At 56.9% G+C, this 20,461-nt stretch carries 23 protein-coding genes and 1 pseudogene; 5 read left to right on the top strand and 19 right to left on the bottom strand.

Annotated elements, in window-relative coordinates; translation table 11 throughout:
• Positions 1–90: 90 nt before the first annotated feature.
• Positions 91–1,461, bottom strand: a complete 1,371-nt coding sequence (locus tag GFC01_RS12200) for a TrpB-like pyridoxal phosphate-dependent enzyme (RefSeq protein WP_152947404.1) — start codon at positions 1,459–1,461, stop codon at positions 91–93.
• A 199-nt stretch (positions 1,462–1,660) separates the two neighbouring features.
• Between GFC01_RS12200 and GFC01_RS12195 the strand changes: the two genes are divergently transcribed.
• Positions 1,661–1,960, top strand: a complete 300-nt coding sequence (locus GFC01_RS12195) for a carbohydrate-binding protein (protein ID WP_152947403.1) — start codon at positions 1,661–1,663, stop codon at positions 1,958–1,960.
• A gap of 157 nt (positions 1,961–2,117) precedes the next feature.
• Here GFC01_RS12195 and GFC01_RS12190 read toward each other — a convergent pair whose 3' ends face one another.
• From GFC01_RS12190 to GFC01_RS12125, 14 genes are all read right to left on the bottom strand, one after another.
• Positions 2,118–3,116 carry an acyl-CoA dehydratase activase gene (locus GFC01_RS12190; RefSeq protein ID WP_341473948.1) on the bottom strand — a complete coding sequence of 333 codons (999 nt, stop codon included), beginning with the start codon at positions 3,114–3,116 and terminating at the stop codon, positions 2,118–2,120.
• A 106-nt stretch (positions 3,117–3,222) separates the two neighbouring features.
• On the bottom strand, positions 3,223–4,341 hold the full coding sequence (locus tag GFC01_RS12185; RefSeq protein WP_152947401.1) for a CoA protein activase: 1,119 nt from the start codon (positions 4,339–4,341) through the stop codon (positions 3,223–3,225).
• A gap of 35 nt (positions 4,342–4,376) precedes the next feature.
• Positions 4,377–5,435: an acyl-CoA dehydratase activase-related protein gene (locus GFC01_RS12180; protein WP_152947400.1), complete on the bottom strand. Its 1,059-nt coding sequence runs from the start codon at positions 5,433–5,435 to the stop codon at positions 4,377–4,379.
• Positions 5,436–5,565: 130 nt separating this feature from the next.
• Positions 5,566–7,083: a spore germination protein gene (locus GFC01_RS12175; protein WP_152947399.1), complete on the bottom strand. Its 1,518-nt coding sequence runs from the start codon at positions 7,081–7,083 to the stop codon at positions 5,566–5,568.
• Between the two features lie 36 nt (positions 7,084–7,119).
• The gene (gene spoVAE, locus GFC01_RS12170; protein ID WP_152947398.1) at positions 7,120–7,482 is read right to left on the bottom strand and encodes a stage V sporulation protein AE; all 363 of its coding nucleotides are present in this window, start codon (positions 7,480–7,482) and stop codon (positions 7,120–7,122) included.
• Between the two features lie 55 nt (positions 7,483–7,537).
• On the bottom strand, positions 7,538–8,551 hold the full coding sequence (spoVAD, locus tag GFC01_RS12165) for a stage V sporulation protein AD (protein ID WP_152947397.1): 1,014 nt from the start codon (positions 8,549–8,551) through the stop codon (positions 7,538–7,540).
• A 121-nt stretch (positions 8,552–8,672) separates the two neighbouring features.
• A complete protein-coding gene (gene spoVAC, locus GFC01_RS12160) occupies positions 8,673–9,137 on the bottom strand; it encodes a stage V sporulation protein AC (protein ID WP_341473947.1) in 465 nt (154 codons plus the stop codon).
• Between the two features lie 83 nt (positions 9,138–9,220).
• Positions 9,221–9,415, bottom strand: a complete 195-nt coding sequence (locus GFC01_RS12155; protein ID WP_152947396.1) for a dodecin family protein — start codon at positions 9,413–9,415, stop codon at positions 9,221–9,223.
• Positions 9,416–9,553: 138 nt separating this feature from the next.
• Positions 9,554–10,348 carry an RNA polymerase sporulation sigma factor SigF gene (gene sigF / locus GFC01_RS12150; RefSeq protein WP_152947395.1) on the bottom strand — a complete coding sequence of 265 codons (795 nt, stop codon included), beginning with the start codon at positions 10,346–10,348 and terminating at the stop codon, positions 9,554–9,556.
• A gap of 11 nt (positions 10,349–10,359) precedes the next feature.
• Positions 10,360–10,812 carry an anti-sigma F factor gene (gene spoIIAB / locus GFC01_RS12145; RefSeq protein ID WP_152947394.1) on the bottom strand — a complete coding sequence of 151 codons (453 nt, stop codon included), beginning with the start codon at positions 10,810–10,812 and terminating at the stop codon, positions 10,360–10,362.
• A gap of 12 nt (positions 10,813–10,824) precedes the next feature.
• Positions 10,825–11,163: an anti-sigma F factor antagonist gene (spoIIAA, locus tag GFC01_RS12140; RefSeq protein ID WP_152947393.1), complete on the bottom strand. Its 339-nt coding sequence runs from the start codon at positions 11,161–11,163 to the stop codon at positions 10,825–10,827.
• 258 nt (positions 11,164–11,421) lie between these two features.
• Positions 11,422–12,591 carry a D-alanyl-D-alanine carboxypeptidase family protein gene (locus tag GFC01_RS12135; protein ID WP_341473946.1) on the bottom strand — a complete coding sequence of 390 codons (1,170 nt, stop codon included), beginning with the start codon at positions 12,589–12,591 and terminating at the stop codon, positions 11,422–11,424.
• A gap of 20 nt (positions 12,592–12,611) precedes the next feature.
• Positions 12,612–13,697 (bottom strand): serine hydrolase, encoded by a 1,086-nt coding sequence (locus GFC01_RS12130; protein WP_341473945.1) that lies wholly within the window; start codon positions 13,695–13,697, stop codon positions 12,612–12,614.
• The gene (locus GFC01_RS12125) at positions 13,651–14,352 is read right to left on the bottom strand and encodes an N-acetylmuramoyl-L-alanine amidase family protein (RefSeq protein WP_194174932.1); all 702 of its coding nucleotides are present in this window, start codon (positions 14,350–14,352) and stop codon (positions 13,651–13,653) included. The genes GFC01_RS12130 and GFC01_RS12125 overlap by 47 nt, the downstream gene beginning before the upstream one ends.
• Before the next feature lie 479 nt (positions 14,353–14,831).
• On the opposite strand from GFC01_RS12125, the gene GFC01_RS12120 reads away from it, so the two are divergent.
• The 3 genes from GFC01_RS12120 (at position 14,832) to GFC01_RS12110 (ending at position 15,995) form a co-directional block, all read left to right on the top strand.
• Positions 14,832–15,041 (top strand): spore coat associated protein CotJA, encoded by a 210-nt coding sequence (locus GFC01_RS12120; RefSeq protein ID WP_152947390.1) that lies wholly within the window; start codon positions 14,832–14,834, stop codon positions 15,039–15,041.
• Between the two features lie 36 nt (positions 15,042–15,077).
• On the top strand, positions 15,078–15,335 hold the full coding sequence (locus tag GFC01_RS12115) for a spore coat protein CotJB (RefSeq protein ID WP_152947389.1): 258 nt from the start codon (positions 15,078–15,080) through the stop codon (positions 15,333–15,335).
• Positions 15,336–15,422: 87 nt separating this feature from the next.
• The gene (locus GFC01_RS12110; RefSeq protein ID WP_152947388.1) at positions 15,423–15,995 is read left to right on the top strand and encodes a manganese catalase family protein; all 573 of its coding nucleotides are present in this window, start codon (positions 15,423–15,425) and stop codon (positions 15,993–15,995) included.
• A gap of 585 nt (positions 15,996–16,580) precedes the next feature.
• On the opposite strand, the gene GFC01_RS12105 is transcribed toward GFC01_RS12110, so the two are convergent.
• Together GFC01_RS12105 and GFC01_RS12100 are read right to left on the bottom strand one after the other, a co-directional pair.
• Positions 16,581–16,778 (bottom strand): hypothetical protein, encoded by a 198-nt coding sequence (locus tag GFC01_RS12105; protein ID WP_152947387.1) that lies wholly within the window; start codon positions 16,776–16,778, stop codon positions 16,581–16,583.
• Positions 16,779–17,010: 232 nt separating this feature from the next.
• A complete protein-coding gene (locus tag GFC01_RS12100; RefSeq protein ID WP_152947386.1) occupies positions 17,011–17,916 on the bottom strand; it encodes an MBL fold metallo-hydrolase in 906 nt (301 codons plus the stop codon).
• Between the two features lie 415 nt (positions 17,917–18,331).
• Here GFC01_RS12100 and GFC01_RS12095 point away from each other — a divergent pair, with 415 nt between their 5' ends.
• Positions 18,332–19,144, top strand: coding sequence for a sigma 54-interacting transcriptional regulator (locus GFC01_RS12095; protein WP_341473944.1), 813 nt, complete (start codon positions 18,332–18,334; stop codon positions 19,142–19,144).
• Positions 19,145–19,323: 179 nt separating this feature from the next.
• Here GFC01_RS12095 and GFC01_RS12090 read toward each other — a convergent pair whose 3' ends face one another.
• Both GFC01_RS12090 and GFC01_RS18795 read right to left on the bottom strand, forming a co-directional pair.
• On the bottom strand, positions 19,324–20,250 hold the full coding sequence (locus GFC01_RS12090; RefSeq protein WP_152947384.1) for a DMT family transporter: 927 nt from the start codon (positions 20,248–20,250) through the stop codon (positions 19,324–19,326).
• 22 nt (positions 20,251–20,272) lie between these two features.
• Positions 20,273–20,461, bottom strand: a pseudogene (locus GFC01_RS18795) (hypothetical protein); the annotation flags it as partial.

Below are 20,461 nucleotides of genomic sequence, written 5' to 3'. Positions count from 1 at the left end.
GGAGATGAGGCTTTGTATAAAGTTTGTCCTATTTTAACACAACTGTATCCACCGGTCAACCACCGGTAAAAAAGGGGACAGTCCCCTTTTTTATTTTCCCACCCGGGGCAACCCGGCCAGGGATTTTTGCAGCGCTTCCTCCGGCAGAAAATAATCCTTTAGCTGGCCGGCCAGATAGGCGTCGTAGGAGGGCAGGTCCAGAAGCCCGTGACCGCTTAAGTTAAATAAGATGGTTCTGGCTTCGCCGGCTTCCCGGGCGGCCAGGGCTTCGTCAACGACCTGGGCGATGGCGTGGGCCGATTCGGGAGCGGGTACAATGCCCTCGCTGCGGGCGAATAGGATGGCACTTTTGAATGTCTCCAGCTGGTTTTTGGCCCGGGCCTCCACGATACCGTCCTGCACCAGCCGGCTGACCAGGGGGGAATCGCCGTGGTAGCGCAGCCCGCCGGCGTGTATGCCGGGAGGCATAAAGGCCGCCCCCAGGGTGTACATGGGCAGAAGGGGGGTCAGGCCGGCCACGTCCCCGAAGTCATAGGTAAAGCGGCCCCGGGTCAGTGTGGGGCAGGCGGTGGGTTCCACGGCCACCAGCCGTACCCCGGTCCCCCGGGTAATTTTGTCATGGGCAAAGGGAAAGGCCAGACCGCCGAAGTTGCTGCCCCCGCCGCAGCAGGCGATGACCACGTCGGGATAGTAACCGGCTTTGGCCATCTGTTCCCTGGCCTCCAGGCCGATAACCGTCTGGTGCAGCAAAACATGGTTCAACACGCTGCCCAGGGCGTAATTGGTATCGTTCCGCCCGGCGGCGTCCTCCACCGCTTCACTGATGGCAATGCCCAGGCTGCCGGGGGAATCGGGATCCTCCTGCAAAATCTTCCGTCCGGCGGCCGTTTCCCGGCTGGGGCTGGCAAAAACCCGGGAGCCGAAAATTTCCATCATGGAGCGGCGGTAGGGTTTTTGCTGGTAGCTGACCTTGACCATATAAACGGTGCATTCCAGGCCGAAGAAGTTGCAGGCCTGGGACAGGGCCACACCCCACTGGCCGGCTCCTGTTTCCGTGGTCAACCTTTTGATTCCTTCCTGCTTGTTAAAGTAGGCCTGGGGCACGGCGGTATTCAGCTTGTGGCTGCCGGCCGGACTGACTCCTTCGTATTTATAAAAGATGCGGGCGGGAGTATCCAGGGCCTTTTCCAGCCGCCGGGCGCGCATAAGGGGACTGGGGCGCCAGAGCCGGTATATCTCCCGCACCTCTTCCGGGATTTCAATCCAGCGCTCCCGGCTGACTTCCTGACCGATGAGGGACAGGGGAAAGATGGCTTTCAGATCGTCCGGGCCCACCGGCCGCCCGGTGACCGGATTAAGGGGAGGATCCATCTGCCGGGGCATATCGGCCTGGATGTTGTACCAGTGGGTGGGCATTTCCTTCTCGGTCAGCAAGATCTTGATCTCGTTGTTCTCACTCATCTCGGCTGTGCAAGCTCCTCTCTTTTAGATTCAACTTTTGGTATTAATTCGACGGATAAAACAGATATTCCTTCTAATGTTTGTCGTCGGTGGTTTCCTGCACAGGAATAAATGACCTTGTATAGGGGGATGCACAGGGTGAAAGGCTAATTTACAGATAGCCGGAAAAAAATTTATTTTTTCAGGAGGTGCATTTCTTTTGATTCAGAGTTGGTCCGACAGTCCCAAGGGTGTGGAAGTGAGGCCGGCCGGCTTTAATGACGTGCGCATCCTGTATAATGGCCTGCTGGCCAAAAGCGGGGCGGATCAGGTTTACCTGCACTGCGGGTTCGGGGATCCGGTAAAGTGGCATAACATAAACACCATCAAGATGAATAGATCCCCTGAAGGCTGGGAGAGCACCCTGCGCATGCAGGACAACCTGCTGCACTTCTGTTTTAAAGATTCAGCCAACAACTGGGACAACAACAGCGGCTACAACTGGACCGTGCGGGCTTAAGACTGCCGCCGGAGATGGGAAGCCGGGGGCCGGAAAATATATCCGGGGTCTTCGGCCCCTTTCCTTAATGGGCTGCTGTGAGCGGCTGTACTCCGGTGGGCAACCCTTTCCTCCGGTTAAAAAAGAAAAAGGGGACTGTCTTTTTTCCGAGAGAGGTTTACCCTGCGCTGGTCAGCCCCCTTTCCCGCAGCCGGTCACCGGCCAGGATATTGGACCAGCGGCCGCAGCGGTCGCCCCAGCGGGCGATAACCCGCCCTTCCATGGTAATCTCGGCCACCTCACACAGGTTGGGGCAACCGTCACATTCAAAGCCGCCGGCCCGGAAAACCGTTTCCGCCACCTTAAATCCCCGGAACCGGCTCTGCCCGCCCCGGGCCATTTTCTCCCTGGCCAGCAGGGCGGCACCCACGGCACCCATCACATCGTGATACGGGGGCACCTGCACCTCCATTCCCAGGGCCTCTTCGAAAGCCCGTTTCATGCCCGCGTTGGCCGCCACTCCTCCCTGAAAGACCACGGGGGGCAGGATTTCTTTACCCTTGCCCACATTGTTCAGGTAGTTGCGTACCAGCGCCTGACAAAGACCGGCCAGGATGTCGGGCAGGGTGTGGCCCATCTGCTGCTTATGAATCATGTCCGACTCGGCAAATACGGCACAGCGGCCGGCTATACGCACCGGTGTGGTGGATTGGAGGGCAATTTCCCCGAAGGATTGTATGGGAATGTTTAGACGGGCGGCCTGCTGGTCCAGAAAGGAACCGGTGCCGGCGGCACAGACGGTATTCATGGCAAAGTCAGCCACCACTCCATGGCGCAGGATAATGATCTTGGAATCCTGCCCCCCGATTTCCAGGACGGTTTGCACCCCGGGCACCAGGGTGGAAGCGGCTACGGAGTGGCTGGTGATTTCGTTTTTCACTACATCGGCGCCGGCGATTACCCCGGCCAGGTGACGCCCGCTGCCGGTGGCGCCCACTCCCCGGATGCCAGTTCTGGCCGGCAGCCGGCCGGCCATTTCCCGCAGACCCTCCTGCAGGGCGGCAATGGGCTGCCCCCTGGTACGCAGATAAATGTTTTCCCGCACCTGTCCCTGTTCGTCCAGAAACACCAGATTGGTACTGACCGACCCCACATCTATTCCCAGATAACCGTGCACATGATCATCCCCTTTTACCATGGTAACTGCGCAGGTAAATGTTTGGCCGACCCGCTTGAGGTACGGCCCTGTCCGTAGCAATGGCAAAAGCGCACCGCGGCATACTTCAGGCCGGCTCCCGGGAAAGGACTCCCGCCGGCAAGTTACCCGCCTGCTTTTTCCTGAACAGCAGGTCCACAAAGGCTTCCAGGCGGGTGACCAGCCCCGCTTCCCCGGATTGTTCGTCCACAGTAATGGTCAATACGGGTATATCCATGGAGTTGCTTAACCGGGGCAGGATGCTGTGGGCCACGATTTCCGGCATACAGGTAAAGGGCAGCAACTGGATCACCCCGTCGTAACCTTCCCGGGCGTAAAGGATGGTGCTGCCCACGGTTTCCTGGCCGTGTCCACCCACGCAGTGGTTCAAATAGGGTGCAGCCGCCCGGCAGGCTGCTTTATGGCTGCGCAGACCCCTGAGCAAACCCAGGAAAAGGTGGTCGTTGATCCACTCGCTCAGGTAGATGGAGCGGTCCACCTCCACCCCCAGATAGCCCAGGCGCCTTTCCAGATCCAGGTTGGCAAATGGTTCCAGGAGGGTGAATATTTCCCCGACAATGCCAATGCGCGGCACCGTCCGCGATTCCACGGGCACTTTGTTCATCACGGACCGGGCCCTTTCCACCGCTGCCGGCAATTCCCGGGGATGGCGGACGGCTATGATCTCCTGCAGGGCCCGGTTAAAGGCCCTGTCGGTGCTGCCCCGCGCCACCTCCCGGGGGCGCATCCGGTGGGCCATTTGTTCCAACTCGTCCACCGCCCGGGCCTTCCGGTAGCCGAAACGGATGCCCCGCACCACTTCCCACCAGGAACTGTGTCCGGTAATGTACTTGATTTTGGCCAGCAGTTCGCCGATATGCCTCTGGGGAGGCTCCATCACCACCAGGCGGTAGTCATAACCCAGATCCGCCAGGATGGCATGTTCCACCTGGGCGTAATAACCAAAGCGGCAGGGACCGCACCCGCCGGCCATGAGAATGGTGTCCGCACCCAGTGCCCTGGCTTCCATAAAGTTGCCCAGGTTCAGTTTTAAAGGCAGGCAGGCAAATTCCGGAGCATGTCTGGCTCCCAGGGTCAGGGTGCGCTTGCTGGAGGGAGGAGGTACCACCACGTTTACTCCCAGATATTCCAGCATGGCGGAAAGACATATCCACAGGTGCCCCATGTGGGGGAAGGTGACCTTCATCAATATCACCTCGGGATAAACATCTTCATCTTCTTTTATCGGACCCCGGAGGAAACCAGGCCGGGTACGGGATCAAATGTTTCGCGGCATTCCGTGGCGGGCTTTACGGGTGGATCCCCCTGGGCCCGGCTCCGGCGCCGGATCATGTCCAGAAAAGCTTCCAGACGGGTAACCACCCCCGCTTCCCCGCTGTGTTCATCCAGGGTCAGGTTTAAAAAGGGCATATTTCCCCGGCGACGTGCCTGTCTTTCAATAAGTTCGCCGGTCATGGAATCGGGACCGCAGGCAAAGGAGGCCACATGGATAATGCCGCTGATCCGGGCCTGAGCCAGGTAGTGAAAGGCAGCGCCGATCATGCGTTGCCCCAGGGTCCAGAAAAGGGGTTTGGGCAACCGGCCGGCCTCTTTCCGGACCACTTCCCCGGGAAGGTGATCGGCGGTTGCCACCCCCACTCCTTCCTTTTGCAAGCGCTGCAACAGGTTCATGCTGATATGGAAGTCATAAATATTGTAGGGGTGGCCGATTAATGCCACTGTAAAGTCCCCTGGACGCTTTTCTGCCTGTTCTTTGCCCGGGTTTTTCAACAGTGCCATGGCCTGGTCGGGCAAAAATCCGGCTTCCAGCAGTTGGCGGTAGCGTGCCTGTACCTGCAGGGCCCCGCGGTAGGCCAGGTAAACCCGCAAACGGTTGCGGGTACAAAGGCCGCCCAGGTCACGAAAAGCGGGGAAAAGATTGTCTCGCCGGTAAAGATTGATGTCGGGGCTGAGTACCGGCGGCAATCCTTTCAAACCATGGCGTATCATATCCGGCAGGCCCAGAAATTTGGGGCAGATATATTCCCGCGGCGCCACACTGACCAGGCGGGGTATGAAAAGCGCGTCCACCCTGTCCTTAAGGTCCAGGATATGACCAAAGGCCAGCTTGACCGGCAGGCAGACGTCGTCTGCCGAGTGGGCTATCCCCCGGTCAAGGATGGTTTTGGTGGTTGGTCCGGAAACCACCACCGTGGCACCCAGAGCTTCCCAAAAAGTAGACCATAAGGGGAAGTAGTAATAATAGAGCAGTGCCCTGGGAATCCCTATTCTGATGGTCATCCCCAATCTCCTTTCCGATGGTTGAGTATCCGGACGTGGCGTGCCGTCCGGCTTTTTCCGGCAATATCCATAGTATGACCGGAAAGCGGACAAAATAAAACGGACCCCGGCGGGTCCGTTCCAAAAGGTTTTATTCCCGCCTTTTCCTGGCCGGCTCCGGCGCCGACTGGCGGTATTTATCCCGGGGGTGCAAAATGCTGGGGCGAATGTTGTCGATGGGCACCGGTGAACGCACCAGCACCTTTTTCATGGCATTCCAGTTAAAGGGGATGAGGGGCCACATATAGGGCACCCCGAAGGAACGGGTGGCCACCAGAATGGCCAGGGTGGCCAGCAGGCCGATGATAAATCCGGGCAATCCCAGCAGGGCCACCGCAGCCAGCAGGAAAAGGCGAACCAGGCGGTTGGCCAGGGACAGTTCGTAACTGGGGGTGAGAAAGGTGCCCAGGGCGGCCACGGTGGTATATAAAATAACTTCCGGTGCAAATAACCCGACGGAAATGGCAATGTCTCCAATGAGCAGGGCGGCAATCAGGGAAATGGCCGTGGACAGGGACGTGGGCGTATGGATGGTGGCCAGACGCACCATATCCACGGCAAATTCGGCAATAATAAACTGGATGATCAACGGTATGGCCCCTATTTTTTTCGGTCCGATGAAACTTAAGGCCGGAGGCAGCAGTTCGGGATGCATGGCGGCCAGCAACCACAGAGGCAAAAGGAAAATGGAAATGGCCACGCCCACAAAGCGCACGGCCCGCAACCACACCCCCACCGCCGGGCTCTGGCGGTATTCCTCGGCATGTTGCAAATGATGAAAATAGGTGGCCGGGGCGATCATGACGCTGGGGGAAGTGTCCACCAGCACCAGCACATGTCCCTCCAGCAGGTGCATGGCCGCCACGTCGGGTCTTTCCGTGTAACGCACCCGGGGAAAGGGGTTCCAGTAACTCCCCGGGGTGATTAATTCCTCCACGGCCTTTTCCGCCATGGGCAGGCCGTCAATTTCGATGTGTTTGATCTTTTCCTTGATGCTGTCCACCAGATCCGCATTGGCCACATCCTGTAGAAAACAAATAACGATATCGGTTTTGGACCGGGTGCCGGCCTGAAGGATTTCCATGCGCAGGCGGGGGTCCCGCACCCGCCGGCGGATCAGCGCGGTGTTGAAAACCAGCGTTTCGGTAAAGCCGTCCCGGGAGCCCCGGACCACCCGTTCCAGGTCCGGTTCTTCGGGCTGGCGCACGGGATAAATGCGGGCATCAATGATGATGGCCTTTTCTTCCCCGTCAATGAGCAGTGCCTGGGGGCCGGACAACACCTTCTCCACCACGTCCTCCAGGTTATCCGCCTGGCTCACTTCGGTGTAGGGAACGTGGCGGTAGAATAGCTTGCGGAAGGTATTGATGGTCATTCCTTCCCGCTCCAGATCCGCCATATGGTCCAGGATGCGGGTGAAAATCTGGTCGTTGGTCAGCCCGTCCACAAAGAGCAGGGCGGCCTTGACCCCGCCAATGTTCATCTCCCGTAAAATGATGTCATAGCTTTCCCCCACACCCAGTTTCTTTTTCAACCACCGGGTGTTTTCCTCCAGGTCTTTGCTCAGGGGGGTTTTGTTCTGACGGTCCTTTTGTAATGTCTCGGCCATAATAACCACTTCCTCGAAATTAATCGTCGGTCAATTTTACCCTTTGGGCCGGAAAGCCAGGGCGGCCAGATAACCAAAAACCACCGCCGCCGCGATGCCTGCTGCTGCTGCCGTCACGCCTCCGGTGAAGGCGCCCAAAATCCCCTTTTGCTGCACTCCGCTGATGGCCCCCTGGGCCAGCAGGTGGCCGAAACCGGTCAGGGGCACGGTGGCTCCCGCTCCGGCCCAGTTGATCAGAGGCTGGTAAAGGCCCAGGGCGCTTAAAATGGCCCCTCCGGTGACAAAGCCCACCAGCACATGGGCCGGCGTAATCTTGTAACTGGTCAGGTCCATGAGAAGCTGGGCGACCACGCATAAAAGGCCGCCGACCAGAAAGGCCTTGAGTAAAATCACATCCATTCCCCCATTCACCAGAAACAATACGGGTAGTGGTTGTTCACGCCCCGGCCAAGGATCAGCGGCCTTCAATAACCACACCGTGGGCTATGCCGGGTACCGTTTCACCCTGCTGGCAGCTGATCTGGCTGAGCAGCGCCCCGGTACCCACACCCAGCATGCGCTTCAAACGGCCGGCGCGGATTTCCTGGATTAAATAACCGCAGGTGACCACACCGGAGCAGGCGCAACCGCTGCCCCCGGCATGGGTGTCCTGTTCCGGGGAGAAAATCAGCACGCCGCAGTCGCTGAAACGGCTGGAAAGATCGTAGCCCTTCTGCTGCAACAGTTTAACGGCCAGCTCCCGCCCGTAGGTACCCAGGTCGCCGGTGATATATAGATCGTAATACTCGGGCTGCCGGCCGGTATCCATCAGGTGGCGGGCGATGGTATCGGCGGCCGCCGGGGCCATGGCCGCCCCCATGTCCATGGGATCCCCCTGGCCCAGGTCAATCACCCTGCCCACGGTGGCATGGGTTATCACCGGCCCGTTTCCCTGGCGGCTGATTACCGCCGCCGCCGCGCCGGTAACCGTCCGCTGGGCGTACAGGGGACGCTGGACGCCCTGCTCCGTGGGATAACGGTACTGCCTTTCGGCCGTGGATTGGTGGCTGGAGACACCCACCAGGACGTTTTCGGCAAAACCGCCGTCAATAAGCATACCGGCCAGGGCCAGCCCTTCGTACATGGTGGAACAGGCTCCGTAAAGGCCCAGGAAGGGGATGCCCAGGTCCCGGGCGGTAAAGTTGGCGCTGATAATCTGGTTTAAAAGGTCGCCGGCCAGCAGGTAATCGATATTTTGAGGCTGCAGGTTGGCCCGCTGGATGGCTGTGTTCATTACCTCGGCCAGCATGCGCCGTTCACCCTTTTCCCAGGTTTTTTCCCCGTAATATCCGTCTTCCACCACTTTGTCAAAGGTATGGCCCAGGGGCCCCTGCCCTTCTTTGCTGCCCACAATGGTGGCCGTGGCCACAATCACCGGCGGATTTTGAAACCATACGGTTTGCACCCCGTTTTTCTTGGGCGCCGGCAAAGAACCCACCTCGCTTTGCTCTTTGGTCGTTAGTCGTTGTAAGGCACGGCGTTGTCCTGCTCACCCTTTGGCTTCCGCGTGAAACGTCTGCTCCGGACCAGCTCCGGGTGTTTCCGGGCGTTTATCGGAACAGGTAGTACAGGACGGCCACGATCCAGGCCGTGACGATGCCAAAAACCAGCACCGGGCCGGCTGTGGTGAACAGCCTGGCCCCCACACCCAAGACCAGCCCCTCACCCCGGTATTCCATGGCCGGTGCCACCATGGAATTGGCAAAACCGGTGATGGGAACGATGGACCCGGCCCCGGCAAAACGGGCAATTTCATCATATACTCCCAGGCCGGTTAAAAGGGCGGCCAGGAAAACCAGGGTGGCCGAGGTGGCCGCCCCGGCTTCCGTCAGGGGCAGGCCCCGGGACTGGTAAAAGTTTAAAAACAACTGCCCCAGTACGGAAATTAATCCGCCCACCACAAAGGCCCAGAAAACATTGCGGGCCACCGTGGGACGGGGTTTTAGCGATTCCACCATTTGCTGGTATTCCTTTTTCTGTATTTCCAGCGGGTCTGTATCCTTTACTTCGCCCACTATTTCACCCCCGCCAGTTATGGTTTCCTCCCCCGCGGGCAATTATACGAAGGGGACACCCTGGGTGTCCCCTTCGCCTTTGTTCAACCCTTGTGGGCTATCTTCACATTGGCCTTGTACTCCACTACCCGGCCGTTTTCCACATTGGCGGTCAGATTGACCACTTCCACGCCCACAATATCACTGATGGTACGGGAAGCCTCATCAACAGCCGCCTGCACGGCACCCTTCCAACCGCTGGTCGACTCCCCGACCATTTCCGAAACCCTGATATGCATAAAGCATCCTCCTTTGTGTAAATAAACTTTAAGTAAAATCTATAACCTATTATCTGCCCGCCGTCCGGGTTTTATGCGATGTTAAATACTCAACAACTATCAGTAATAAAAAAGCCCTCCCGCGGTGAGGACTTTTCATTAACTGGTTTTCTCTTCCGGCAAAAGCATTTGTTTTAATTTTTTTATGGCCTGCCGTTCCAGACGGGACACCTGCACCTGGGACAATCCCAACCGCCGGGCCACATCGGCCTGGGTGCGGTCCTCAAAAAAGCGCCAGATGAGAATTTTTCTATCCCTTTCCGGCAGGGACATGAGCAGTTCCTTTAAAGCAATTTGATCCAGCCAGGGGGGTTCCCCATCCTCCCCATCTCCCCGGTTACGCAACTGATCCAGCAGATAAATGGGATCGCCGTCGTCCTGATGCAGGGTTTCATAGATGGATGTAGGCGCCTGGGCCGCTTCCATGGCCGTGACCACATCTTCCCGGGAGATACCCAGCTCCGCCGCCACTTCGCCCACCGTGGGTTCCCGCCCAATGCGCCCGGTGAGTTTTTGCCGGGCCTGGTGGATGCGGTAGGCCGTTTCCTTTACCGAACGGCTGACCTTGACCGGGTTGTCGTCCCTTAAAAAGCGGCGGATTTCCCCCACAATCATGGGCACGGCGTAGGTGGAAAAGCGCACGTCGTAATGGAGATCAAACTTGTCAATGGCCTTCATCAAGCCGATACAGCCGATTTGAAAGAGATCCTCCAGTTCGTAACCCCGGTTTTGAAAACGGCGCACCAGGTTGAATACCAGCTTTAAATTACAGTTAATCAATCTTTCCCGGGCGTCCCTGTCCCCGGATTTGGCCCGGCGGAGCAATTCCCGCATTTCCTGATCGCTCAGAAGGGGGAAGCGGGGCAGGTTCATTTCCAGCAGCCTGGTACTCATGGGCATTCACCTCAATGGGTGCCCTGGGAGGCGGCCGGTGCACCGCCGTTGACCTGCTTGAACATGGTCACCCGGGTTCCCTTTCCCGGGCTGGAGTCCACCTGCACCCGGTCCATAAAGGACTGCATGAAGACAAAACCCAGGCCCATCCGTTCCGGATCAGTGGAAAAGGCCGGTTCCATGGCCTTCCGGACATCGGCGATGCCCCTGCCGCTATCCTCCACCCGGATCTCAATTCCCTGTTCCGTCAGGGTCGCACTCAGCCGTACCATTGCGGAGGGGGAGCTGCCGTAACCGTGCACTATGGCATTGGCCACGGCTTCGGAAACGGCCACCTTCAATTCTTCCAGATCGTTTAAGGTAAAGTCCAGCTGGGAGGCAAAGGCGGCCACGGCTACCCGGGCAAAGGCCACATTGGCGGGCAGGCTTTGAAATTCCATTTTCAGCTGGTTGATTACCTTCATGATATTACCACCTCACCCGGCCCTGGCCACGGCTTCTTCTTCCGAGGGGTACTCGCCCATTATGCGCAGCAGGCCGGACAGATCCATAACCCGGCGCACCTGGGGCTGCAGGCCCACCAGGGAAACCCGCCAGCCCTCCCGGGCCAGGCGCTTGTAACGGCCCAGGATAACCCCCAGACCGGCACTATCGATATAAGATACCCGGGATAAGTTAAGCACCAGGTGGCGTACCGGGTTACCGTTCAACGCCTGTTCCACCGAATGGCGCAACGAGTCCGCAGCCCCCAGGTCCAGTTCACCCACCGGCCGGACAAAGAGGGTGTCCTGCCTGATTTCCAGATCCATTTCCATCGGGATCACCTGCCTGCAAACATTTGCCGGCCGCGGAGATCTTTTGTTCCAGTCGGGGAAAAGTCCCGTAACCCGAACAGCTGCTGCCGCCGGCTTTCCAATGACTTGTTTCTACGGGCAAGGGCTTTTTCCCTGCTAAATGTTACCATATTTTCTGTCGAAATGCAAATTTAATTCCGGTATGCAAAAAAAAGAGCGACGGGGAAACCGTCGCCCGCGCATCTTCGGTTCCACTATCGTACCCCGGCAGCAACCGGTTTACCGGGTGCCGTGCAGGCGGGTAAACACTTTGTTGATTTGCTGCACCAGGCTGGCCTTTTTTACTTCGCTGCCGGCCACCAGGGGCACCCTTTGTACCTCCTGGTTGTTTTTGAGGACCACGCAATAGCCCAGGGGCTGGCCTTTGGCCACCGGTGCGGTTACCCGTTCCGGCAGTTCCACCCGGGTGGTGAACCCCTTATCCTCACCCTTTGGTACCACCACGCTGACCCGGCCGGCGGTAACCGCATCCACCCGGTTGGATACACCTTTGCTCACCGGCAGGGATTTTACGGTTGCCCCGGCCGGCATGAGATTGAGGACCTTATAACGGGCGAAGCCATACTTGTACAGTTTAATGGATTCCCGGAAGTGGCTCCTGGGTTCGGGAGTGCCCAGGACAACGGCAATCAGGCGCAAACCGTCCCGTTCCGCCGAAGAGGCCAGGCAGTATTTGGCCTCGTTGGTCCAGCCCGTCTTGCCCGCATCCACTCCCTCGTACCATTTGAGCAGCTTGTTGGTATTCCACAGTTTGAACTTTCCTCCCCGCAGGTCATATTCATAGATGGAGGATATGCGCCGGAAGAGGGGATATTTCAAACATTCACGCATAATCACAGCCATGTCGCGGGCGGAGGTATAGTGCCCCCTGGCGGGTAAGCCGGTGGAATTGACAAAGTGGGTGTGCTGCAGGCCCAGTTTTTTAGCCCGCTGGTTCATGGCTTCCACAAAAGCCTCTTCGCTGCCCATTAAATGTTCGGCCACCGCCACGCTGGCATCATTGGCCGAACCCACGGCCACGGCAATGAGCATTTCTTCGAAGCTGAATTCTTCCCCCGGTTCAAGGTAGATCTGGGAACCGCCCATTTCCCAGGCGTTTTCACTGGCTACCACCCGGTCTTTCAGGCTTACCTTGCCCTGTTCCACGGCTTCCACGGCTAAAAGCAGGGTCATTATTTTGGTTACGCTGGCCATGGGCAGTTCCTTGTCCGGGTTCTTGGACCACAGAACCTGACCCGATTGGGCTTCCATGAGCACGGCGGACTCGGCGGTGGTATCCATTCCCGCCGGGGTCCCCTTTTCATTTTCCGGTGCCGGCCAGGCCGGCATTGCCCGGGTGAGAAGCATTAACAGAACGAACAAAGGAACCAGGATCTTTTTCCGGTACACGGTTAAAACCCCCTTGCCAATCATTTTTTGCCGGCCAGTGATTCCTGAAAATCATAGGCCATTTTGCTCAAACGGGCGATATCGGCGAAACCTTCCCGGGTGTCCTTCACCCCGCTGGAAAGAACAACCAGAATATAGGGCCGCCGGCAGAATACCACGCCGCAGTCATTGGCCACCCCTTCGTCCAGATCCCCTTCCTTGTGGGCCACCATCACCTCCGGCGGCAGCAGACCCGGCAGGCCCACGTGAAAACTGGGGTGAGCCAGGTCGTCCAGCAGGCGTTCCCCTTCCCGGGGGTGGCGGTGGGCAAAATCCAGAAGGGCCCGCACATAGGTGGCCAGATCCCGGGCGGTGGTCAAATTTTTGCCCCCGGGATATACGGTACGGCCGCCCAGTTCCTGCATGAAGGCAATGAAATTGGGACGTCCCACATGCCGGGCCAGCATACGGTAAGCCACGTTGTCGCTGATGGTAACGGACAGGTTGGTCAGCACCCGCAGGGAATATGTATCGCCGTCCTTTGCCTCGTAACGCAGCACACCGGAGCCGTCCTCGTAATCGGTGGCTTTCTGATAGGAAACCCGGTCGTGCCAGTGGGCCTTCCCCTGCACCACCAAATGGTTGATGTACAGGGCCATGGGCAGTTTCACCGTACTGGCCGCCACCATGGGTTTATCCTCGTTGATTCCAAAGGAAGCTCCGGAAGCCAGATCATGGAAATAGATGGCAAAGGCGCTTTGCTTTTCTTTTATGTATTCCTCCATTTGCCTTTTCAGGGTGGTATAATCAACACCCTGGTCCGAAACAGTGACCGGCTGCCAGGAACCGTAATAGGGATCCCGCTGGGACTGGGCCTGGGTGGGCTTAATCACCAGCCCCAGGCATATGCCCAGAGCCATGGCTAAAAGGAATTTGCCCGGCTGCATCCTGATTTTGGCGCCATTTACGCAGGGATTATTTCCTTTGCCCGGCCGGTGGAAAATTCCGTTGATGGGCCATATTCCACAAATAACCGCTTCTTTTGACGGTTGACCGGTGTTTATTTCATTTTTTCGCCCGTTATGGGGCGATGGGGATATGGCCGGATATGTTTGTGTTTGTCCCACGTTTTTCACTTCCTCCAGAGCCACTTATGTAGTTGAGCACACCCTGCAAAATGGCCCGGGCGGCCCGTTCCTGGTAGGCCGGATCGAGCAACTTCCGGGACTCGTTCTCATGGCTTAAAAAGCCCACTTCCACAATGACAGCCGGCATTTGGGAATTGCGGCAGACGTAAAAATCCCCGGCCAGCGCCTGACGTCCCGAATCCACCAACTGCCGGTTGAGCTCGACCTGAATGGCTTCAGCCAGTTTCTGACTCTCCCGGGCACCGGTCTGGTAGAATACCTGGGCACCATACTCATCGGGCTCGGAAAAATGATTCAAATGAATGCTGAGGAAGAGCTGGGCTCTGCACTTATTGGCCAGTTCCACCCGGCGGGGCAGGTCGTGGGAGGGCAGCCATTTTCCGCCGTTTATACCGGGAGCCGCCGCTTCCCTGTCCCCGTCCCTGGTCATAATTACCCGGGCGCCCTGCTGTTGAAACAATGCGGCCGCCCGCCGTCCGATGGCCATGGCCACATCCTTTTCTATAATACCGTGAAGGCCCACCGCTCCGGGATCGTCGCCCCCGTGACCGGGATCGATGACCACTGTGCAATCTTTGAGGCTGTCAGGAGCGGCAACCACGGGCGGGGCGGAACCAAGGACTAGACAATACAAAAGGGTACTGCAAAATGCAGGGATAATCCATGGAAAAGTGAATCGCGGCATAAATCACCCTGTCTCCCCACCAGTTTTCGCTGGCAGAAGGATTTTAGCTCTTTTTTTGGCCGGCTGTCCCTTAAGATTTACCATCTCGTAAAAATTTATAAGCCGGCCGGGGATCTAGTTTTTGACAGGAGCCATCGGGGCAGGATTTCGAGCATTGATGTTTGTTTTTATCTTGGAATTGGATTGATTGGAAAACCAGGCATTTTATCATGGGCGTACCACCCGGCCCTATTAAGCGGCCGGTAAAAAATGGCCGGCAGTCATGCCCGGCCATTGAATGAAAACAGACTGTTAGTTCAATTATCGGGTTGACACAGAATAACGTTTTGCCTGCACAATTATGTTCTGTTCCGGCTGTGGCATCCCCATCTACCATTACATACTCTATATAGTAGTTTTTGCCTGAAGATCAAGGAGGAGGAAATATCATGAGCAACCACGAGCAAACTCCCCCCCAGGAACAAAAAGTGACAACAGCGCAGGCCCCACCGGCAGCCCATACCACCAGCTTTTATCCGCCGGTCCGGCTGGCCCAGGCCTATGTTCCACTACAGCGATACGGTAAAACCTACAGCCCGGCGGAAGCCCTGGAAAAGGGCACCATCTTCCCCGAGCTTTATCGCCCCTATCCCTATTAGGCATCCCGGACCCGCCGCCAGAAGGGAGGAAAAACAATGGACCCCAGACAAATGCAAATGCTGCGGGACATCATGGCCCTGGAATTTGTGGCTGTGGATTTAACCCTTTACCTGGACACTCACCCCACGGAACAGGAACCGCTGAACGATTACAACATGGTTACCGAACGGCTGAACCAGTTAAAGGCGCAATATGAGCGGATGTACGGTCCGCTGATGGCCTATGGTTTTACGCCCCTTGAATATCCCTGGCGCTGGGTTGAAAGTCCCTGGCCGTGGGAAATGCAATTTTAAACAGTGCCTTAACATTATGCCATTCATTGCTTAAAATTATGCCATTTCCACCAGATATGGAATGTTCGGGCGAAAGGAGTGGGGAAGATGTGGATATATGAGAAGAAACTGGAATATCCGGTGAGGGTATATAAAACCGACCTGCGGATGGCCAAATACCTGATGGCCCAGTATGGGGGCCCTGATTCCGAATTGTCCGCCGGGGTACGCTACCTGACCCAGCGCTACACCATGCCCACCAACAAGGCTAAAGGCCTTTTGACCGACATCGGCACCGAGGAACTGGCCCACTGGGAAATTGTGGGCACCATGATCTACCGCCTGCTGCAGGGAACCAGCCCGGAACAGCTGCGCCGGGAAGACCTGGGTGCCTACTTTGCCGAGCACGACCACGCGGTCTACCCGGTGGACGCCAGCGGCATGCCCTGGACGGCGGCCTACATCCAGGCCACCGGCGACCCGGTGACCGACCTGCACGAGGACATGGCCGCCGAGCAGAAGGCCCGCACCACCTACGAGCACCTGATCCGCCTGACCGACGACCCGGGAGTAAAGGATACCCTGCGTTTCTTGAGGGAACGGGAAGTGGTCCACTTCCAGCGCTTCGGCGAGGCATTAATGGATGTGCAGGAGGAGTTGACCCGGAAGAAGATTTTTTAAGAGAAGAGCCTCCCTTATCCGCGTTCAGATAATCGCAGGAAATGGCAACCCGCAGCCGCTCATTTACCGGGGCGGCGTTTTGTTTTTGGCAGTGGGACAGTGCCAGGCAAAAAAAACCGGGCTTTTGCCCGAGTTTTATCCCCAGCAAAGGAATACCAGCTCAAAGCTGCCCGGTTCATCCCGTACCTGGTCGTAGGTAATAAAAATTTCTGTTGCGGATCAGTGTTTGCCCGGATAGGATCAGGAGAAAAGGATTCTGCGAATCCATTTTAAAGTTGAAGAGCAGCCTTAATTCCTTCAGGACTTTGCTGGCCGCCAGGTGGATTTCATCCAGCATAATTCCTGCATTCCGGCACCTGCCTTATGATGCAAAAGAACCGGCCACCCATTTCCGGTGACCGGTCCCCTATTCCTATACACGTAACGGAGCAGTAAAATTCAGGCGTTCTTGTCCGAGCTTATCCCATGCCTTCTTAACACATGATGGGTGTAATGTTTAACAGTGAAAAAGGACGGGATATAATTGTCCTGCAAAACCGCCACCATTGGCACCATAGCGGGGCTACTGAAACATTAACGACGGGATTAATGGGTTGCGCAGCTTTGCCCTGCTTTCTCCGTTTCTCGCCGCAGCGCCTGCCTGTACGCGCAGAGCTCTTCCAGTTTCTGTTCATCCAGACCACAAACCCAGCAGGTTTCTCCGGCAACCACGCGGCGATAATCACACCAGCTGCAAAAGGTATGGGTAATTTGTTCCCGGGTCATATCTTTTATTTTTATCATTGTCCGTCACTCCCCCTTAACGGATTTACTTGAATTATTTCTGCGCAAAGGACCGAATTCCTGCATAACGGGGTATTAGCGTTACACCATGCCCACCAACAAGGCCAAAGGCCTTTTGATATCAGTCCTCATCCTTTCCATCCCATCATTCCAAATCGACCATCTTCTGCCGCTCATGGGAAACGGTTTAAAACCGTCGTGCGGGGAGCGCTTTCTCCTGGCTTATTTATTTTTACCTGTCTGCACCCTGCCGGGCACCCTGCGCCCGGCGAACCAGCAGTTCTACGCAGGTCTTTATGTTCTGCGGCGAGTAGACCTGCAGGCCGCCGCGGTAGTAGCGGTCGTAAAGCGCCGCCGCCAGTTCCTCCCCACTGCCCTGGAAAGTGCGGACATGCCGGCAGAATTTTCTGGCGGTTTCTTCAGCCACCTTAAAACAACCTGCCGCATCATCCCCCGTAAAGATGAATTCGTGGGCCGCCGCTACAGTGGCCGCGCCAACCCGCCCAAGCCGGCAGACAGTTTCAAGATAGGCGTCATAGTCATAAAAAAAGAGGGGAAAGTTATCCTCCGGCCCCAGGAAAAACCCCAGGCTGTCGGAAACCAGCAGTGTTTCCCGTTCGGGCAGGTATACGGCTAGACTGCAGGGGCTATGGCCGGGGGCGGCAATAAATTGCAGGGTGCTGTTTCGTCCCAGGGCCAGGAGGTCACCCTCACCCACCACCATCCCTGCTTCCAGGACCGAGCCGGGCAGCCAGGAAAAGGTGTGCCGCCCTTTTCCCGCCTCCTCCAGCCAGGCGGATGTGGCCGCATCCTCCCGGAAAAACTGTTCCAGCACCCGGGGTTTGGCCATGGTTTCCCGCGCCCTGTCAGAGCAGACCACCTGCGCCCGCGAGAAAAGGCTCCGGTGGTAGGGCAGGCCGCCCAGGTGGTCGAAATGGGCGTGGGGAACCACCAGGTAAGCCACTTTTTGGGGATCTATGCCCAGCGCCGCCAGTTGCCCGGCCACCAGGGGGGCCGTAGCGCTCACCCCCATTTCAATCAGGGCGTGAGTTTCACCGGTAACCAGAAAGCTGAAAAAGTGCCGGTTGCCTAAAACATACAGCCCTGCAGCCAGTTCAAAGGGAAAACTCTTATCCATCTAAAAACCCCCCTTCTTTGTTTATTCTCCCAATCATGGCACCACTCTCCAGTGGCAACCACTGCTGGTAAACGCGGAGCAAATCCTGGTCATAAAGGTCATGGACGCAAAATTCCTGATTTGCCGGGGGAAACTGTTACCCATGAGATTCCTGAGGAAGTACGCTCTGCCGCTTTTACAATCCCCTGGTATTTATGCAAGCCAGTTCGCCCAACAAACGTTTGGTTATGAAGTGATTTTAAATTGAAATCCGCTCTTTGTCAAAACATTTTCCTTTCACCCAGCATCAGCTACTTTTGAACTATTCCTGCCAGCTATAAATGAACACCCCACCCCTGCGCTTCATTTCCAGCTTTCCCCTCTCCACCAGAAAAGCCAGATGGGCCAGGGTTTCGGCCATGGCAAAACGCATTTCGTGCAGGGAAAGATCCGCACTGAAAACCTGCCGGCAGACATCATAGGCAGTAGCCTCTGGAAAAGCAACCCGCCGCACTGGGCCAAAAAGGGCGGCAACCCCGGCAAATTCGAACTGGCTGACCAGGGGACGATCTTCCTGGACGAGATCGGAGAGATGCCCGTCGATCTGCAGGCTGCCCTGTTGCGGGTACTGGAAGAACGCCGGGTGATGCGTGTAGGAGGGCGGGAATACATTCCCGTTAATGTCCGCGTCATCGCCGCCACCAACAAGGACCTGGCGCTTGAAGTGGAAAAAGGCAACTTCCGCCGGGACCTCTTTTACCGCCTGAGTGTAATGGTTATCCAGTTGCCCCCGTTAAGGGAACGGAAAGCAGACATCCGGGAACTGGCCACCTATTTTCTGAAGCGGATCAGCGGACGCCTGGGCAAAAACGTGGAAGGTTTTGCTCCCGAAGCCCTGGACCTGTTCCTCAATTACCACTGGCCCGGTAATATCCGCGAACTGCAAAATATGGTGGAACGGGCGGTGAACCTGGCTACCGGACCGGTAATAACCACCGACCTGCTTCCACCGGGCCTGATCGAATCTGTCACTTCCAGGATGATCTCTCCGGCTAAAAAGGAAGCCGCCTTAATCAGAAGCGCTGAAGAGCAGGCGATCAGGAACTGCCTGGCGAGATTCAGAAGCAAAACCGAAGCCGCCAGATACCTGGGCATTTCTCGCAGCACCCTTTATCGAAAAATGAAGGAGTACGCCATCTCGGAAGTGGACTTTAATCCCTTATCGTCCGGCCGCGGCCAAACATTTTAACCGCTGAACGGTCTTTCATTACCCGCTGCCTGTTCACTGCCTGGGGACGCCCTCCGGCACAAGTACAAGCCCCGGCCACCAACCCGCCCAGCCTTTAATGGCGTAGCAGTGAACATGATTCTATGTGAAAGGCAGGGGAAGCCTTACTTTATAGATGCCATATTTTTCTAACCGGTTATTTATGAACCGGCGGCGGATATGTGTTCAGCGCTGATCGCCTTTTTTGCGGTTGTCTGCCCGGCCAGCTGAATCAGGATCACCCCGCCCAAAATGAAGGCGCAACCGGCCACCTGCCATGGGGTTAAAATTTCCCCCAGCAGCAGGTAAGCCAGGACGGCGGCCACCACCGGCTCCAGAGTGCTGGTCAGGTTGGTTTTTATGGGGGTCAGATACTGCAGCCCTTTAAAATACATCCCGAAGGGCAGGATGGATGAAAAGAGGGCGATATAAATGAAAAACAACCATTCTTCCCAGGAATAGCGGAAAAAAGTGAGCCAGGGCAGGCGGTAGAAGGTAAAAAGCAGGCTGCCCGTTCCAAAGCCATATAACAACAGTGCCCATGGCGAATAGGTGGCCAGCCATTTTTTACCTAATAAGGTATATAAGGCAAAAGCCAGCGCCGAGGAAAGTCCGGCCGCCAGGCCCGCCGGGCTTACCGCCAGGCCGCCGCCGGGATTGCCCTTGACCATGAGAAACCCTCCCAAAACGGAGAATAAAATGGCTGACCCGTTGACCGCTGTCAGTTTTTCCTGCCGGCGTAAAAGTCCGTAACCCAGCACCAGTACCGGAGCCAGGTACTGCAAAAAGATGGCCGTGGCCACATTGGTTTTGCTGATGGCCAGTAGATAGGTAAACTGGACGGCGGTGACTCCGCATACGCTAAATATGAGAATATGGGGTATATCCGCCCGGGCAACGGGGATCAGGGATCGGTTGGTGCTGACCAGGTACAGGAAAAGAAAAATAAAAGAGAAAAAAAGGCGCATCTGCACCACATCAACGGCGTTCACCTGCTGGTTGAAAAAATATTTGGCCACATTACCCGCCAGCCCCCACATGAAGGCGGCCCCCACCACAAAAAAGAACCCCTTCCACTGTCCCTTCAACCACTTCATCTCCTTCAGAATATTACTCCCCCACCACCCCGTGAATCAGCTTCCCGGGGGCAGGGGCCCGGTTTCCGATGGTAAAAGCCTGCCCAACCACCTGGCGGGCAGTGTCCAGATTTTCCGTGCTGTTATAATGCAGGGTGGCCAGAACATTACCCCCGTAGAGGGAGCGCACCGCCCGCAGGGTCCGTCCCTTCCACTCCAGAGC

Origin of the sequence: Desulfofundulus thermobenzoicus (assembly GCF_009428905.1) — a bacterium.
Taxonomy (GTDB): domain Bacteria; phylum Bacillota; class Desulfotomaculia; order Desulfotomaculales; family Desulfovirgulaceae; genus Desulfofundulus_A; species Desulfofundulus_A thermobenzoicus.
The sequence above is the reverse complement of the archived record's forward strand: the minus strand, read 5'-3'. Positions and strand labels throughout refer to the sequence as shown.